The following is a 15552-nucleotide window of genomic DNA, read 5'->3' as shown; positions in this document are numbered from 1 at the left end:
CGCATCCTCGGATGACCCACCGGGCACCCAACCCGGCTATCCTACCGCCGTACGCCGGCTACCCGCCCATCAGGCCCAGGAACGGTCTCGGTATCGCGTCGCTGGTACTCGCGATCACGGCACTGTTGTCGGTCTGGTCGGTGGTCGGTGGGATCGTCCTCGGCGTCGTCGCGGCGGTGCTCGGCTTCGTCGCACGGCGACGGGTCAAGCGCGGTGAAGCCAACAACGGTGGGGTGGCGATCGCCGCCATCGTGCTCGCCATCATGGCGGTCATTGTCGGAATGGTCTTCGCAGGGGTGTGGGTCGTGTTCTGGCAGGAAGCCGACGGCGACAACTACGTCGACTGCCTCCAGCAAGCCGGGCCGGACCGCGTGCGCGCGCAGCAGTGCGCGGATCAGTTCCGCGACAAAGTGCAAGACAAGTTCGGCGTCACGGTAAGGACCCCGCCGTCCGCTCCGAAGCCGTAGTTCAAAGGCGCCGTCGGCGCGGCATGAACTCCAGCGACATCAGGATGTACAGCAACGGAAGCAATTGGGTCAGTCTCACCAGCGCGTAACGGCGGTCGCCCGACGCATGGAACTTGCGCAGGTAGCGGTACAGCGACTCCAGCGCAATCAACGGGTCAAGGAGGTGGATCAGGCGGTAGAAGACGGCCTGCATCCGTCCGCGATGCTTCTCGTCGAAGATTTCTGGGAACGCCGCGAATGCCAGCGACAGATGTTGTGCCCCAGCGTCTTTGGCAGCCATAACCATGTCGACGGACAGCCGTTCGTCGATCCCGTTCGGGGAGCCGCGCCGACGCCACGGCACGTCGAGACTGATATCGCTGCCGCCGCCGGCGACCGCGTAGCGGTGAAAGCCCTGCACCCGGCCGGTGGTATCCCGGGCGATGATCAGCTGAATCCCGGGATAACGGCGTTCCAGCGCCCCGTCCAGGGCCATCGAGAATCCGCGCTCGGTGTGTGCTCCGCTCGGCGATGCCCGCAGCAGCTGGGTCAGTTCGGCGAGCCGTTCATCGTCGAGTTCGTGCTCGGCGACGATCTCGGTGGTGATACCGCAATTGTGGGTGCGCTTGACGGCCTGGCGCAGATTGCGGAACTTCCGGCCGACCATCTCGAAATTGCGGACATCGATGACGACGTCGCGGCCGACCGGCACGGTCCGCAGCGACTGACCGATCACCGCCGGGTCGCTCCACAGCGCGAGCCTGCGCTCACTGCAGCACACCACCACGATCCGCCAGCCGCGGGTATGACACATCGCCGCGAAATCGGCGACCAGTTGAGGGAATTGCGTTTCGTCCCCGATCGGGTCGCCGCTGACCACTGCATAGCCGATGCGGGTACGGTACGCCAGCGCCGCGGCACCGTCGGCGCTGAAGTAGTGGCACTTGCGCACCTGCATGGCGAACGGTGCCAGCGGATCGCCGCGGGTGGCGTTGATCAGCGCCCATACCCGGGGCAGGTCGTCGGCGTGCGAACGCGCCGTCGTCGGCCACATCAACGCCAGGCCCGACCCGGCGATCAGCAGACCACCGAGCAGGTCAAAGGACAGCAGGTGAGCGCCCAGCCCGGCGACCAACACGACGACCGCGACGGCTGCGTGTGTGGCGGTCACCGGGCGACCCAGGAAGATGCCGCGGGCGATCAGCGCGACCGCCGCCAGCACGGTCAGCGACCATCCCAGCCGGCCGGTGGCCTCAAAATCAGCATGCTGGTAGCCGCGAACGACTACCGCGATCAGCCAGCACGCTGCGCTGAGCAGCGCTAACGCGCCGATCCAACGCGCGGCTGGCGAGTCAACGTGAACGACGACCCGTTCGCTGGCGCGCAGTCTGGGTGCGACATCGACCGACGACTCGTTCACGCCCACCTCCGGTTGTCCTGCTTCCCCGGTCGATTACCCAGAACGGTACGCTTTGACCCCGGTTGTTGTACCTGTACAGCGCGTGTCGCAACCGGATCGTTGCCCGGCGATCGGCGGCGGACTTAGCGCCGTGAGCTGGGGAAGTACTTCACGACACCTTCTTGCGCCACGGTGGCGACTACCCGCCCGGCGCGGTCGAAGAAGTGCCCGGTGCCCAGCCCGCGGGAATCCGTGGCCACCGGCGACGACGTGGAGTAGAGCACCCAATCGTTGAGGTTCACCTGACGGTGAAACCAGACCGTGTGATTGACGCTGGCGGCAAAAATACGGTCGAACCCCCACGACAGTCCATGGGTGGTGATGATCGAGTCCAGCACGGTGGTGTCCGACGAACACACCATCGTCGCGGTATGAAGCACCGGATCGTCGGGCAGCACGCCGTCGGCCTTGATCCAGACCCGGTTGTGGGCCAGCCGTTCGCCCTTGTCCCGCATCACCCAGGACGGGTCGTTGGTGTAGCGGTATTCGATGGGCCGCAGCGCCTTGACGAAGTGCGGCACGGTCTTTTCGTAGCCGCGGAGCAGCTCACCGAGTTTCGGCAAGGTCTCGGGATCGGCGACGTCGGGGGGTTCGACGTCGTGCTCGAGGCCCCGGCCGCCGGACAGGTAGGAAATCATCGCCGTCGCCAACAACGTGCCGTCCTGCACCGCATCCACCCGCCGATTGGCGAAGCGGCGCTCGTCGCGTAACCGCACCACCTGGAATTCGATGTCCTTGGCCGAATCGCCTCCGTTGACGAAGTGCACCGAGAGCGCATTAGGCGGCAAGTCGCGGGTCAGGGTGCGGCTGCTCGCCACGAACGACTGTGCCATCAGCTGACCGCCGAAGGTGCGGGGCGGGGTTTTGCTGGGGTGGAATCCGATGAAGAGGTCGTCGGCGACACGACCCAGATCCAGAACCGCCATCAGCTCGTCGAAATCGGACACCGCTAGACGTCGTCCTCGCCGATGCGGTGCACGTGGATCAGGTTGGTTGACCCGACGGTGCCCGGGGGCGCGCCCGCCACGATGACCACCAGGTCGCCACGCCGGTAGCGGCCGAGTTCCAGCATCGATTTGTCGACTTGCCGGATCATGCCGTCGGTGGACTGCATGGGCGGGACGATGAACGTCTCAGTTCCCCACGTCATGGCCAGTTGGCTGCGCACCTCGGGCAGCTCGGTGAAGGCCAGCAGCGGCAACGGGGTATGCAGGCGGGCCAGTCGACGCACCGTATCACCGGACTGGGTGAAGGCAACCAGCGCCTTGGCGTCGAGTCGCTCGCCGATGTCGCGGGCGGCGTAGGAGATCACGCCGCGCTTGGTGCGTGGCACGTGCGTTAGCGGCGGGGCGGCGGTCGAATTCTCTTCGACCGCGCAGATGATGCGCGCCATCGTGGCCACCGCGGCCATCGGATGCTTGCCGACGGCAGTTTCCCCGGACAGCATCAGCGCGTCGGCGCCGTCGAGCACCGCGTTGGCGACGTCGGAGGCTTCGGCCCGGGTCGGGCGTGAATTCTCGATCATCGAGTCGAGCATCTGGGTTGCCACGATGACGGGTTTGGCGTTCTCCCGGGCCATTTGGATGGCCCGCTTCTGCACCAGCGGGACCTCTTCGAGCGGCAGCTCCACGCCCAGGTCGCCACGTGCCACCATCACCGCATCGAAGGCCAGCACGACAGCTTCGAGATTGTCGATGGCTTCTGGCTTTTCGAGTTTGGCTATCACCGGTACCCGACGCCCGACCTGATCCATCACGTCGTGAACCAGCTCGACGTCGGACGGCGAACGCACGAACGACAGCGCCACCATGTCGACACCGAGATCCAGTGCGAACTTGAGATCCTCGATGTCCTTCTCCGACAGGGCCGGGGCGGACACATTCATCCCGGGCAGCGACATTCCCTTGTGGTTGCTGACCGGACCACCCTCGGTGACCGTGCACACCACGTCGTCACCGTCGATCCCGTCGACTATCAGACTGACCTTGCCGTCGTCGATCAGAACGCGGTCACCGGGCACGGCGTCGTTGGCTAACTGCTTGTAGGCGGTCGACACTCGGTCGTGACTACCTGCGCAGTCGGCCACCGTGATCCGCACCGTTTCGCCGTTGGCCCAGTAGGTCGGACCTTCCGCGAAACGGCCCAGCCTGATCTTCGGGCCCTGTAAGTCCGCGAGCACCCCGACCGCGCGACCGGTCGTGTCGGACGCGACCCGGACACGTTCGTAGGCGGCTTTGTGATCGCTGTAGTCGCCGTGGCTGAAGTTCATTCTGGCGACGTCCATTCCGGCCTCGACCAGTTCCTTGACCGTTTCGTCAGTGTTGCTGGCCGGGCCGAGAGTACAGACGATCTTGCCACGTCTCGTCACGACGAATCAGCATAGTCTCGACGGCTGATGTGACGATCACCACGGCCGGTCGGTTGTTCCTCGGTTAGATTCCATCGCGCAGCGGACGACCCTGCGGGTCGCGCACCTTGTCGGTGAGTATCAGCACGGCGTCCACCACACCCCAGATTGCCGCGCCAAGCCCGAAGGTCACCAAGCCCACAATCAGTTGCGCGATTCCCAACCCGGTCTGCCCCAGGTAGATGCGTCCGATACCGACGACCCCGAGCAGACCGATCAGCTGGAGAAGACCCCCCACGATTTTGGATTTGTCCGACAGTGGCTCGCCGGTCAGGGCGTGGCGGCCGTAGGGCGCCGCCGGGTCCGCGAAGGTGCTGGGCGGATACGGCGAGTCGCCCGGCGCAGAAGGATCACTCACGCCCTTCAGCATGCCAGCTCGTCGCGCGGTCTTGGGGTGCTATCGCCCGGACCTGCGTGTTACCCTCCTCAGTCGCGACCGCCACCCCGTCGGTGTGGAACTGGTCGGCTCCGGTGCCTGCGCCACAGGTTCTTCGGCTTCGGTATCGGCGGCCAGTTCGTCAGGTTCGGCTTCTTCTGCGACGTCCTCCGTTTCGTGGGTCTCGGATTCGACGTCTCCGACTTCCGGTTCCTCGGCTTCCTCGGTCTCGGATTCTTCAGCTTCGGCCTCTTCAGGCTCGACTTCCTCAGCCGCAGCCTCTCCGGTTTCCGGCTCCTCGACTTCAAGTTCCTCGGGTGCCTCGGCCTCCTCAGGCTCGATAACCCGCGCAGAGTCGGTCGCGGCTTCTACCGACCTCGTCGGCTCGTCGGCTTCGGTGACTTCGGTGGCAGCGGCTGGCGCAGCCGCAGTGACCAGTTCGCTCGTCGGCTCCGGCTCCACTTCCGGTTCCGCGGCCCTTGCACCGCCGAGCGTCGCCGGGTCTTCCCGGCCCTTCGCCGCCAGGATGAAGTAGACCACCGCACCGATGAAGACAAAGGTCGATGTGAACGAGTTGACCCGGATTCCGGCGATGTGGGTGGCGACATCGTCACGCAACAGTTCGATCCAGAATCGCCCGACGCAATACCCGGCGACGTAGAGCGCGAACAGTCGGCCGTGACCGATCTTGAAGCGCCGGTCAATATAAATGAGCATGACGAATACCAAGACATTCCAGAGTAATTCGTAGAGGAACGTCGGCTGCACCACCGCGCACACCTGTCCGGTCGACACCCCGTCCAGGGGTTGGCTACTGCCACACCCGTAGGGGCCGCGATTGAAGATCTCCAATCCCCACGGCATGGTGGTTTCGCGGCCGAAAAGCTCCTGGTTGAAGTAGTTTCCGAGCCGGCCGATCGCCTGCGCCAGCACAATCCCGGGGGCTACTGCGTCTCCGAAGGCGGGCAGCGGGATACCGCGGCGCCGGCAGCCGAACCACGCGCCGACAACGCCCAGTGCGACCGCGCCCCAGATACCCAGGCCACCGTCCCAGACCCGCACCGCTGCGCCCAGACCCGCGCCACCCTCACCGAAATAGGTTCGCCAATCGGTGGCCAGGTGATAGAGGCGGCCGCCGATCAATCCGGACGGCACGGCATACAACGCGATATCGTAGATGATGCCGCGTTCCCCGCCCCGGGCTTCCCATCGCCGGTCACCGATCATCAGCGCGACCACGATTCCGACGATGATGAATAGCGCGTAGGCGCGGATCGGCACCGGACCCAGGTGCCACACTCCACGCGGCGGGCTCGGAAAGTATGCGAGCATGGTCGTCGTCACGATGTGGGAATCCTTTGTCGCACACCGGCGGCGAGCTCCTCGGTCAGCGACCGCAGGGTAGGGATGCCGTCGGTCAGCGTCGACACCAGCGCGGAGCCTACGATGACGCCATCGGCGTACCCGGCGATCTGCGCCGCCTGTTCGGCCGAACGCACGCCCAAACCCACGCCCACCGGTATATCGGAAATCTCCCGCACCCTGCGCACCAGCTCGGGTGCGGCCTGCGATACCGCCTCACGAGCGCCGGTAACCCCCATGATTGATGCGGCGTAGACGAATCCGCGCGATGCCTCAACAGTTCTCGCCAAGCGTTGCGGTGTCGACGACGGTGCCACCAGGAAAATGCGATCCACTCCGTGTTCGTCAGACGCCGCCAACCACTCGTCAGCCTCGTCGGGGATGAGATCCGGGGTGATGAGTCCCTGCCCGCCGGCCGCCGCGAGGTCCCGCGCGAACGCATCAACCCCATAATGCAACACCGGATTCCAATACGTCATCACCACAGCGCGACCGCCGGCCGCACTGATCGCCTCAACCGCGGCCAAGGTGTCCCGTACCCGTACGCCACCGCGCAGCGCGACCTCTGACGCCGTTGCGATGGTTGGACCGTCCATACCCGGATCCGAGTACGGCACACCGACTTCCACGAGATCGCAACCGGACTCGACCAGTGCGGTCATCGCGGTCACCGACGTCGGCACATCCGGGTACCCGGTCGGCAGGTAGCCGATCAACGCCGCGCGACTGTCCTGCCGGCACGCTCCGAAAAGCTCGGCCAGCCGGCTTGTTTCACTCTGCTCAACAATCACGGTCGCTTCCCGTCACGAAGCAGACCGAACCATTTCGCGGCGGTTTCGACGTCCTTGTCACCTCGTCCGGACAGGTTCACCACGATGACCGCCCCGCCGCCCAGCTCGGCGCCCAGCGGCAGCGCCCCGGCCACCGCGTGCGCGGATTCGATGGCGGGGACGATGCCTTCGGTGCGGCACAGCAGAGAAAACGCGTCCATCGCCTCGGCGTCGGTGATGGGCCGATACTCGGCACGCCCGGTCTCCCTGAGCCGGGCGTGCTCGGGGCCCACCCCGGGATAGTCCAGACCCGCCGAAATCGAGTGTGATTCGATCGTCTGGCCGTCCTCGTCCTGCAACAGGTACGAGAACGATCCCTGGAACGCGCCCGGTGACCCACCGGTGAATGTCGCGGCGTGACGACCCGTGTCGACTCCGTCACCGGCCGCCTCGAAGCCGACCAGTCGCACCCCGGGATCGTCGAGGAACGCGTGGAAGATCCCGATGGCGTTGGATCCGCCGCCCACGCATGCCGTGACGGCGTCGGGCAGCCGCCCGGCCTGATCCAGGATCTGCACGCGCGTCTCGAGTCCGATGACTCGCTGGAAGTCGCGAACCATGGTCGGGAACGGATGCGGTCCCGCGGCGGTGCCGAAGCAGTAGTAGGTGTTGTCGGCGTTGGCGACCCAATCCCGAAACGCCTCGTTGATCGCGTCTTTGAGGGTCTGCGAGCCGGACTCGACGGAGACGACTTCGGCGCCGAGTAGCCGCATCCTGGCCACATTGAGCGCCTGGCGCGCGGTGTCGACCGCACCCATGTAGACGACACAGTCCAGACCCAGCAGCGCGCAGGCCGTGGCAGTCGCAACCCCGTGCTGGCCGGCGCCGGTCTCGGCGATCACCCGGGTCTTACCCATCTGCCGGGCCAGCAAGGCCTGGCCGAGCGCACTGTTGAGTTTGTGAGAGCCGGTGTGGTTCAAGTCTTCCCGCTTCAGGAAAATCCGCGCTCCGCCGGCGTGCTCGCTGAGCCTTGCGGCCTCATACAGCGGAGTCGGCCGACCGGTGTAGCGCGCCTGCAGCTTGTCCAAGGTGTCCAGGAAGCCCTGATCCGTGCGGGCTTTCTCGTAGGCGGCGGTGACCTCCTCGATCACTGCCATCAACGCCTCGGCGACGAACCGGCCACCGTAAGCACCGAAATGACCCCGCGAGTCGGGGTCGTAGCGGGTCGGTGCCGCGATGGCCGCACTGGAACGCGGAAGTTCCGGGTCGGGAAAATCTGCCATCATTCAACGCGCAAGTGCACGCCTAGCGGGCCGGCTTCGGACAGGACGGATGCCTTCCCGCCGTGACCAGGTCGGCAACGGCCACACGGGGATCACCGCTGGTGACCAGACCCTCGCCGACGAGCACCGCATCGGCGCCCGCACCTGCATAGGCCAATAGATCGGCAGTGCCCCGCACCCCGGATTCGGCGATCCTGATCACGTTGGTCGGTAGCCCGGGTGCGATGCGTGCGAAGCTGTCCCGGTCCACCTTCAGCGTCAGCAGATCGCGGGCGTTGACGCCGATCACCCGCGCCCCGGCCTTCAGCGCGCGGTCCGCTTCCTCCTCGGTGTGCACCTCGACCAGGGCCGTCATGCCCAGCGATTCGGTGCGCTCCAACATCGACACCAGCGCGGACTGTTCGAGCGCCGCGACGATGAGCAGCAACATGTCGGCGCCGTGCGCGCGCGCCTCGTGAATCTGGTAAGGGCCCACGACAAAGTCTTTCCGCAACACCGGCACCGAGACCGCGGCACGCACCGCATCGAGGTCGGCCAGCGAGCCGTGAAAGCGCCGCTCCTCAGTCAGCACACTGATGATCCGCGCACCGCCGTCCTCGTACGCACGGGCCAGCTTGTCCGGCTCGGAGATCGACGCGAGTTGACCCGCCGACGGGCTGGCGCGCTTGACTTCGGCGATAACGCCGATACCGGGTTCGCGCAGCGCCGCCATCACGTCGAGCGGCGAAGGCATCGCCTCGGCGGCCGACTTGATCTCGGACATGCTCACGACGGCCTCACGAGCGGCAACGTCGGCGCGAACTCCCTCGATAATGGAGTCGAGCACGGTTGCCGAACTCATGTCGGTACTTCTCCTTTTTGGCCCCACCGTCGCCGCAGATTCAACGGCGTTCATCGAAGGGTAGCGACCGTCAGCGCGCGGTCCGTCACCGACCCTCGGTGTCGGCGTCGTGTCTTGTTTCGGTCGGGTCACGGCCCTCGTCGAGCGCATCCCAGATCATCCGTTCCGACGCGGCACCGTCCTCGCGCCGGGCCATCGACCGGCGGACCGTGGGTGCGGCGTATTTGGCGGTCCCGCCCGATGTCGCCGAGTGCATCAGCAGAACGGCGCCGGCCAGGGTGCCCGCGGCTGCTGTCAGGGCAATTCCCGCACCGGTGTGGTACCGCTGGCTTCCGGCCAGCGTCAGGAGCGAGATGTGCGCGAGATCGGCTGCTCGCACCGCCACATCGTGGACCACCCACAGGCTGATCGCGAGATAGCCGGTCGCCAGGCTCACCGCGGCCACCAAAACCGCCAGCACGCGCAGCGGCCAGCCACGCACCGCTACCGCGGCGACGGCCGTGACCAGCAGCAACAGCGCCAACGGCAGCAATGCCGCCGACCAGGCGGCCCCGGGAAGGGTGACGGTCTTCGGCTGTCCCAGCCCGTCGAACGATGTGACGGCGGCCCACGGTAGCCGCGACGCCGCCCACAACCCTGCCGCGGCCAGCACCAGCAGCACTTGGGCGATCCGGATCGCGAGCCGGCCCCGGCGATCGGGGTCAGCCGTCACGGCCGGTGTCCGGAGTAGAGAGGGTTTCGGCGGCGCCGATCGCACCCAGCACCGCGCGGGCCTTGTTCGTGGCCTCGGTGTACTCGTACGGGCCGTTGGAGTCGGCCACCACCCCGCCGCCGGCCTGCACGTAGGCGGTGCCGCCGCGCATCAGCGCGGTGCGGATGGCGATCGCGAAGTCAGCGTTGCCGGCGAAGTCGAGGTAGCCGATCACGCCGCCGTAGAGGCCGCGGCGGGTCTTTTCCACCTCTTCGATCAGCTCCATCGCCCGCACCTTCGGTGCGCCGGACAGCGTGCCCGCCGGGAAACAGGCGGTCACCGCGTCCAGCGCGGTGCGACCCTCGGCGAGCATCCCGGTCACCGTGGACACCAGGTGCATGACGTGGCTGTAGCGCTCGATGTGGCTGTAGTCCTCGACCCGCACCGTGCCCGGCACACAAACCCGGCCAAGGTCGTTGCGGCCCAAATCGACCAGCATGAGGTGCTCGGCACGCTCCTTGTCGTCTTCCAGCAGCTCTTTTTCCAGCAGCTGGTCCTCTTCTTCGGTCTGCCCACGCCAGCGGGTCCCGGCGATGGGATGCGTCGTGGCCCACTGATCATGCACGGTGACCAGCGCCTCCGGACTGGACCCGACAATCGAAAACGCTGTGCCCCCAGCGTCATTGGGGACATGCATCAGATACATGTACGGACTCGGATTAGACACCCGCAGCATGCGGTAGACGTCGATCGGCGCGACGTCGGTATCCATCTCGAAGCGCTGCGACGGCACCACCTGAAAGGCCTCGCCGGCCGCGATTTGCTCTACCAGGTAGTCGACGATCTTGCCGTATTCCTCGACCGTGCGCTGGGCGCGGTGTTTGGGTTCTGGGCGGCTGAACGTCGTGACCGTCGAGGGCAGCGGCTGGCCCAGCGCCGCGGTCATCACGTCCAGCCGGGCGAGGGCGTCGTCGTAGGCCTCGTCGACCCGCTCATCGGTGCCGTTCCAGTTCACGGCGTTGGCGATCAACGTGATGGTGCCCTCGTGGTGGTCGACGGCGGCCAGGTCGGTGGCCAACAACAACAGCATGTCCGGCAGGTTGAGGTCGTCGACGGCCAGGTCGGGCAGCCGCTCCAGTCGTCGCACCAGGTCGTAGGCGAAAAAGCCCACCATGCCGCCCGACAGCGGGGGCAACCCGGGCAGCGCCGACGTGGCCAGCAACTCCAGCGTGGCGTGCAGAGCCCGCAGTGGGTCCCCGCCGGTGGGGGCGTCCTGTGGCACCGCGCCAAGCCAGACCGCTTCGCCGTCGCGCACCGTCAGCGCGGACGGCGCACCGGCACCGATGAAGGACCACCGCGACCACGATCGGCCGTTTTCGGCCGATTCCAGCAGGAAGGTGCCCGGCCGGTTGGCGGCCAACTTTCGGTACGCGGATAGTGGCGTTTCGGCGTCGGCCAACACCTTGCGGGTCACCGGAACCACCCGGTGTTCGGCGGCCAGCGCGCGGAAATCCTCTCGCGAGGTGGTGGCGGCGGCAAGATTGGCGTGCACGCAGCCATCTTCCCAGACGCGGCGATCACCTCCGGCGTAGCCTGACGGCCATGAAACCCGGTGACAAGGTGGCCGACTTCGAACTTCCCGACCAGACCGGAGCGCCGCGCAAGCTCAGCGCGCTGCTGGCCGGCGGGCCCGTGGTGCTGTTTTTCTATCCCGCGGCGATGACGCCCGGTTGCACGCGCGAGGCCTGCCACTTCCGTGACGTGGCCGCCGAGTTCGCCGCCGTCGGCGCGCAGCGGGTCGGGATCAGCACCGACCCGGTGGACAAGCAGGCCAAGTTCGCCGACGTGCACAGCTTCGACTACCCGCTGCTGTCCGACACCGATGGAACGGTCGCTTCGCAGTTCGGGGTGAAGCGTGGGCTGCTCGGCAAGTTGATGCCGGTCAAGCGCACGACGTTCGTCATCGACACCGACACCACGGTGCTCGATGTGATCGGCAGCGAGTTCAACTTCAACTCGCACGCCGACAAGGCGTTAGCTACGCTGCGGGCCCGGTCCTCGGCATAGCCGGGAATGCCGCTATCGAACGGCGAGGCGTTCGCCGGTTACACCATCCTGAAGCTGTTGGGGTCCGGCGGGATGGGCGAGGTCTATCTGGCGCAACATCCACGGCTGCCCCGTCGCGATGCGCTGAAGATCCTGCCGGTGAATCTCACCGCCGACAGCGAGTTCCGGCAGCGATTCAGCCGGGAGGCCGACCTGGCCGCCGGGTTGTCGCATCCGAATATTGTCGGCATCCACGACCGCGGGGAATACCGGGGGCAGCTGTGGATCTCGATGGACTACGTGCAGGGCACCGACGCGGCAGAGCTGCTGCGCCGCCAATATCCATCCGGCATGCCGCACGCGGAGGTCGGCGAGATCATCTCGGCCGTGGCGGACGCCCTCGATTACGCGCATTCGCAGGGCTTGCTGCATCGTGACGTCAAACCCGCCAATATCTTGCTCGGTGATCAGGGTCCGCGCCGGCGGATCTTCCTCGCCGATTTCGGAATCGCTCGCCAGCTCGGTGACATCAGCGGTCTGACTGCTACCAACATGATGGTCGGCACCACCGCCTACGCCGCGCCGGAGCAACTAAAGGGCGCCGACGTCGATGGGCGCGCCGATCAATATGCCCTGGGCTGCACCGCTTTTCAGCTGCTGACCGGTGTCGCGCCGTTTCAGCATGCTAATCCGGCGGTCGTCATCAGTGCGCACTTATCCGAGCCGCCGCCGCTGGTCGGCGAGCGGCGGCCCGAATTGGCAGCGCTCAACGGCGTCATCGTCCGGGCGCTCGCCAAGAATCCCGACGAAAGATACACGAGCTGCTCGGATTTCGCGGCGGCACTGCACGACCAACCGGCTTCGGCGGAGGCGGTGACCGTCGCCCGAGCGCCAACTCCCACGGCGCGCCGTCGTCGGCCGCAGTCCGCGGTGCTGATATCGGCGATCGCCGCAATCGTGTTGGTCGCGATAGCCGCGGTCATCGGTGAACATTTTCTTGGCGGGCAGTCAAACCAGGCGAGCACCACGTCCACCCCGGCTCCCGCGCCGAGCACCGAACCCGCGCCCAACACCGAAGCGATAACACCGCCGACGCCGTCGCTTCAGCTCTCCAGCTACATCACCGATCAGTCGGGTGTGTTGGCCGTTCCGGGCCGGGCCGCGGTGCAACGGGCCATCGACAAGCTCTACGCCAACCGCAATGTGCACCTGTGGGTGGCGTACGTCAACAATTTCTCCGGGCTCACGGGGCTCAGGTGGGCCGAGGACACCATGCGCGCCAACGGACTAACCGATACCGACGCGTTACTGGCCATCGCGACCGACCAACGACACTTCTCGTTTCGCGTGCCGGGAGCAATGACCAGCGGAACTGCAATCGACGTCGAGGCGATCCGGCGACGCCAGATCGAGCCCGCGGTGGCGCGCGGTGAATGGGCCCGCGCGGCGGTAGTTGCGGCCGAGGGACTGGAAAACGTGGGCGGTTAGTGGCCCTTGGGTACTCGTTGCTACGACACATGCGGCAGCAACAGACGGCACACCTGTCCGGCCAGTGCCGGCCTTCTCTTGCGACAATGCTCGTATGGGCGAGCAAAGCATCTGGATGCAGAAGGTCGCGGCCGATCCTGGGCATTCGCACTGGTATATCGAGCGCTTCCGTTCCATGGCGCGCGCCGGCGATGACCTGGCCGGCGAGGCTCGCCTCGTGGACGCGATGGCACGCCGAGGCGCCCGCATCCTCGATGCCGGCTGCGGCCCGGGCCGGTTGGGTGGGTATCTGGCCGCGGCCGGTCACCACGTGGTCGGCGTCGACGTCGACCCGGTGCTCATCCAGGCAGCCGAGCAGGACAATCCCGGGCCGCAATGGATAGTCGGCGACCTCGCGGAGGTCGACCTGCCCGCGCGGGGCATCACCGAGCCGTTTGACGTAATCTTGCTGGCGGGCAACGTCATGACATTTCTCGCGCCCAGTACTCGCGTCCAGGTGCTGAGCCGGGTGCGTGCCCACCTCGCAAGCGACGGTCGAGCGGTGATCGGCTTCGGCACCGGACGCGATTACGAATTCGGGCAGTTCTTCGACGACGCAGCAGATGCCGGGTTCGCGCCCGATCTGCTGCTGTCCAGCTGGGATCTGCGACCGTTCACCGATGACTCCGACTTCCTTGTCGCCATTCTTCGGCCGGCCTAGGGATTGGAAACCGCGGGCCGCTAGAAGGGTGGGGGGCTGGTTTCGCTCGTCGACGTGGGCGGCGTTGAGTGCGCGTTCGGCGTCGATCCGGCGCGCGCGGTCTTGTTCGCGAGTTCGGCGACGCACCGGCATCATGAGTCCGCAATCGCCGGGCGGGCGATGTGGCCTTGGCGCAGCAGGTAATTCGCCGGTCAGCAGGCACAAGCTCGGGAACAGCAGGCGACTACCCGGGTGGGTGGTGCAGGTGTGTCCGGTTGGCGTCGTCCACACGATGGTGCCATCTGGATATTGCTCTTCGCGCCAACGAGTCCAGAAAGTTTTCAGCAAATGATGTTTTCGGCACACGCATTTGAGATTCGACGGGTGGGTCGGCCCCAGCGGATAGGGCACCGTGTGGTCCACATCGCAAAACTCGGCGGGGCGATCGCAGCCCGGGAACCGGCAGGTCAAATCCCGGCATCGGACGAACCGCTCCAGCGCAGCCGACGGCCGATAACCGGGCTCAGGAACTACCGCGTCACCGGGATGGTGCACCGGCTGCAGCTTGGCGCCGGTGCGAATCAACTCGGCCAGCAGCGGTGTGGGCACCACCCCGCCGCTGGTGATCACCGCCGCAGGCGATGTGACGGCGGGCCGATCGGGTTCGGGATCGGGCGGCCGCACCAGCGGCGCCTCGGGTGTAAGAGGTTGCGATCGCTCCTCGCCCGACAGGTGCCGATCGCGCGGAGCGCTCAACGACGATTCCTCGGCCACGACATGGATGACCACACTGCTGGCCCGTTGGTCAGTGTCGGCGCCGGCCGGACACTCGACATTGCCGCAGGCGCACGCCAGCCGGTCAACACCGGCGGCCAACGCCCCCAACGCGTCGGCGCGACGCTGGGCGATCGTTCGGGGGTCGTCATCGCACACTTCGTGGGCCATCTGCATCAGCCGCCGATCCAACACCGCGGCATCGGTGGCATATAGCCGTCCCCACATTGCCGCGGTACCCGACTGTTGGTCGGCGGAGTCGATGACCACGTCACGACTGCGCGCCCGCAGCCGGGTGCGGCGCAACGCCCCCGGGTCATACTGGTCGACAACCGCCTCGATGGCTTGTGCTGTCTTGTTCGCCGACAGCGGCCCGAAGCGGGCCGCATCCTCGGCCAACGTCTTATCGACCAGCTGCAGCGCTTCAGGGTCTTTGATCAAATCGGTATGCCAGGCAATCGTCGCCGCCAATCGGGCGCTGATAACACCGTCGGCAAACAGGGCGCCCACCCGGGGCAGCCGTTCGCGCAGCGCCACCGCCAGATACATCTGTCCCGACGCCATCCCATGGCTGATGTCCTGAGCGGCGGCGACCTCGGCAGCCATCGCGTCCCAGTTGTCACACGACCACCGCCCGGAGTCGGTCGGACCGTCGGCGCGGCGGGCCACCAGTTCGGCGACCGCGGCCAGTCGGCGCGCCGCGGCGGCAGCCTCCACTACCGCCCACCCGCCGATCGCCGCGACCACCATCGAGTCATCGGCCTGCTTCAGCTCCGCCAGACCCGGCAGCCCGTTATCGAACATATGTGGCGCTCCACGGGTTTTCGTGGGCGCCTTTGTGCTGTTCAGGGATGTTTTTTGTTGCGGGAGAGGGTTGTCGGCGTTTCGCGGGTGAATTGAGGGACGCGCACGGGGTGTGGCTCTAGGTTT

Annotated in this window: 14 protein-coding genes and 1 pseudogene; 4 read left to right on the top strand and 11 right to left on the bottom strand. The window is 66.6% G+C overall.

Annotated features, from left to right (window positions below):
• Positions 1–11 precede the first annotated feature (11 nt).
• The gene (locus ACRDTL_RS13970; RefSeq protein WP_431507298.1) at positions 12–467 is read left to right on the top strand and encodes a DUF4190 domain-containing protein; all 456 of its coding nucleotides are present in this window, start codon (positions 12–14) and stop codon (positions 465–467) included.
• A gap of 1 nt (position 468) precedes the next feature.
• Here the strand turns inward: ACRDTL_RS13970 and ACRDTL_RS13965 are convergent, their stop codons facing one another.
• The 10 genes from ACRDTL_RS13965 to ACRDTL_RS13920 all read right to left on the bottom strand — a co-directional run bounded on the left by ACRDTL_RS13965 (position 469) and on the right by ACRDTL_RS13920 (position 11187).
• Positions 469–1866 (bottom strand): bifunctional lysylphosphatidylglycerol flippase/synthetase MprF, encoded by a 1398-nt coding sequence (locus ACRDTL_RS13965; protein ID WP_431507297.1) that lies wholly within the window; start codon positions 1864–1866, stop codon positions 469–471.
• A 122-nt stretch (positions 1867–1988) separates the two neighbouring features.
• A complete protein-coding gene (locus tag ACRDTL_RS13960; protein WP_431507309.1) occupies positions 1989–2831 on the bottom strand; it encodes an acyl-CoA thioesterase II in 843 nt (280 codons plus the stop codon).
• A 23-nt stretch (positions 2832–2854) separates the two neighbouring features.
• Entirely contained in the window at positions 2855–4273 is a 1419-nt protein-coding gene (pyk, locus tag ACRDTL_RS13955) for a pyruvate kinase (RefSeq protein WP_431507296.1), read from the bottom strand.
• A 64-nt stretch (positions 4274–4337) separates the two neighbouring features.
• On the bottom strand, positions 4338–4682 hold the full coding sequence (locus ACRDTL_RS13950; protein WP_431507295.1) for a TM2 domain-containing protein: 345 nt from the start codon (positions 4680–4682) through the stop codon (positions 4338–4340).
• Positions 4683–4709: 27 nt separating this feature from the next.
• Positions 4710–6020: a prolipoprotein diacylglyceryl transferase gene (lgt, locus tag ACRDTL_RS13945; RefSeq protein ID WP_431507308.1), complete on the bottom strand. Its 1311-nt coding sequence runs from the start codon at positions 6018–6020 to the stop codon at positions 4710–4712.
• Positions 6021–6028: 8 nt separating this feature from the next.
• Positions 6029–6841, bottom strand: coding sequence for a tryptophan synthase subunit alpha (gene trpA / locus ACRDTL_RS13940; protein WP_431507294.1), 813 nt, complete (start codon positions 6839–6841; stop codon positions 6029–6031).
• Complete coding sequence (trpB, locus tag ACRDTL_RS13935; protein ID WP_431507307.1) at positions 6838–8103, bottom strand: tryptophan synthase subunit beta; 1266 nt, start codon at positions 8101–8103, stop codon at positions 6838–6840. The genes trpA and trpB overlap by 4 nt, the downstream gene beginning before the upstream one ends.
• A 22-nt stretch (positions 8104–8125) precedes the next feature.
• On the bottom strand, positions 8126–8944 hold the full coding sequence (trpC, locus tag ACRDTL_RS13930; protein WP_431507293.1) for an indole-3-glycerol phosphate synthase TrpC: 819 nt from the start codon (positions 8942–8944) through the stop codon (positions 8126–8128).
• A gap of 85 nt (positions 8945–9029) precedes the next feature.
• Positions 9030–9656: a TIGR02234 family membrane protein gene (locus ACRDTL_RS13925; RefSeq protein ID WP_431507292.1), complete on the bottom strand. Its 627-nt coding sequence runs from the start codon at positions 9654–9656 to the stop codon at positions 9030–9032.
• Positions 9646–11187 (bottom strand): anthranilate synthase component I, encoded by a 1542-nt coding sequence (locus tag ACRDTL_RS13920; RefSeq protein ID WP_431507291.1) that lies wholly within the window; start codon positions 11185–11187, stop codon positions 9646–9648. Before ACRDTL_RS13920 ends, ACRDTL_RS13925 begins: the two co-directional genes overlap by 11 nt.
• A gap of 50 nt (positions 11188–11237) precedes the next feature.
• Between ACRDTL_RS13920 and ACRDTL_RS13915 the strand changes: the two genes are divergently transcribed.
• The 3 genes from ACRDTL_RS13915 to ACRDTL_RS13905 all read left to right on the top strand — a co-directional run bounded on the left by ACRDTL_RS13915 (position 11238) and on the right by ACRDTL_RS13905 (position 13869).
• Complete coding sequence (locus ACRDTL_RS13915) at positions 11238–11702, top strand: peroxiredoxin (protein ID WP_431507290.1); 465 nt, start codon at positions 11238–11240, stop codon at positions 11700–11702.
• A 6-nt stretch (positions 11703–11708) separates the two neighbouring features.
• The gene (locus tag ACRDTL_RS13910) at positions 11709–13169 is read left to right on the top strand and encodes a serine/threonine-protein kinase (protein WP_431507289.1); all 1461 of its coding nucleotides are present in this window, start codon (positions 11709–11711) and stop codon (positions 13167–13169) included.
• A 94-nt stretch (positions 13170–13263) separates the two neighbouring features.
• Positions 13264–13869, top strand: coding sequence for a class I SAM-dependent methyltransferase (locus ACRDTL_RS13905; RefSeq protein ID WP_431507288.1), 606 nt, complete (start codon positions 13264–13266; stop codon positions 13867–13869).
• Positions 13870–13899: 30 nt separating this feature from the next.
• Here ACRDTL_RS13905 and ACRDTL_RS13900 read toward each other — a convergent pair.
• A pseudogene (locus tag ACRDTL_RS13900) lies at positions 13900–15426 on the bottom strand (DUF222 domain-containing protein); the annotation flags it as partial.
• Between the last annotated feature and the right edge of the window lie 126 nt (positions 15427–15552).

Origin of the sequence: Mycobacterium sp. (assembly GCF_050700595.1) — a bacterium.
In the GTDB taxonomy this organism is placed as follows: domain Bacteria; phylum Actinomycetota; class Actinomycetes; order Mycobacteriales; family Mycobacteriaceae; genus Mycobacterium.
The sequence above is the reverse complement of the archived record's forward strand: the minus strand, read 5'-3'. Positions and strand labels throughout refer to the sequence as shown.

Bases quoted from the DNA above. Each gene is read 5' to 3' on its own strand.
- ACRDTL_RS13970 (WP_431507298.1), top strand. From the start codon at position 12: ATGACCCACCGGGCACCCAACCCGGCTATCCTACCGCCGTACGCCGGC.
- ACRDTL_RS13960 (WP_431507309.1), bottom strand. From the start codon at position 2,831: ATGGCGGTTCTGGATCTGGGTCGTGTCGCCGACGACCTCTTCATCGGA.
- ACRDTL_RS13950 (WP_431507295.1), bottom strand. From the start codon at position 4,682: ATGCTGAAGGGCGTGAGTGATCCTTCTGCGCCGGGCGACTCGCCGTAT.
- lgt (WP_431507308.1), bottom strand. From the start codon at position 6,020: ATGCTCGCATACTTTCCGAGCCCGCCGCGTGGAGTGTGGCACCTGGGT.
- trpB (WP_431507307.1), bottom strand. From the start codon at position 8,103: ATGGCAGATTTTCCCGACCCGGAACTTCCGCGTTCCAGTGCGGCCATC.
- trpC (WP_431507293.1), bottom strand. From the start codon at position 8,944: ATGAGTTCGGCAACCGTGCTCGACTCCATTATCGAGGGAGTTCGCGCC.
- ACRDTL_RS13915 (WP_431507290.1), top strand. From the start codon at position 11,238: ATGAAACCCGGTGACAAGGTGGCCGACTTCGAACTTCCCGACCAGACC.
- ACRDTL_RS13910 (WP_431507289.1), top strand. From the start codon at position 11,709: ATGCCGCTATCGAACGGCGAGGCGTTCGCCGGTTACACCATCCTGAAG.
- ACRDTL_RS13905 (WP_431507288.1), top strand. From the start codon at position 13,264: ATGGGCGAGCAAAGCATCTGGATGCAGAAGGTCGCGGCCGATCCTGGG.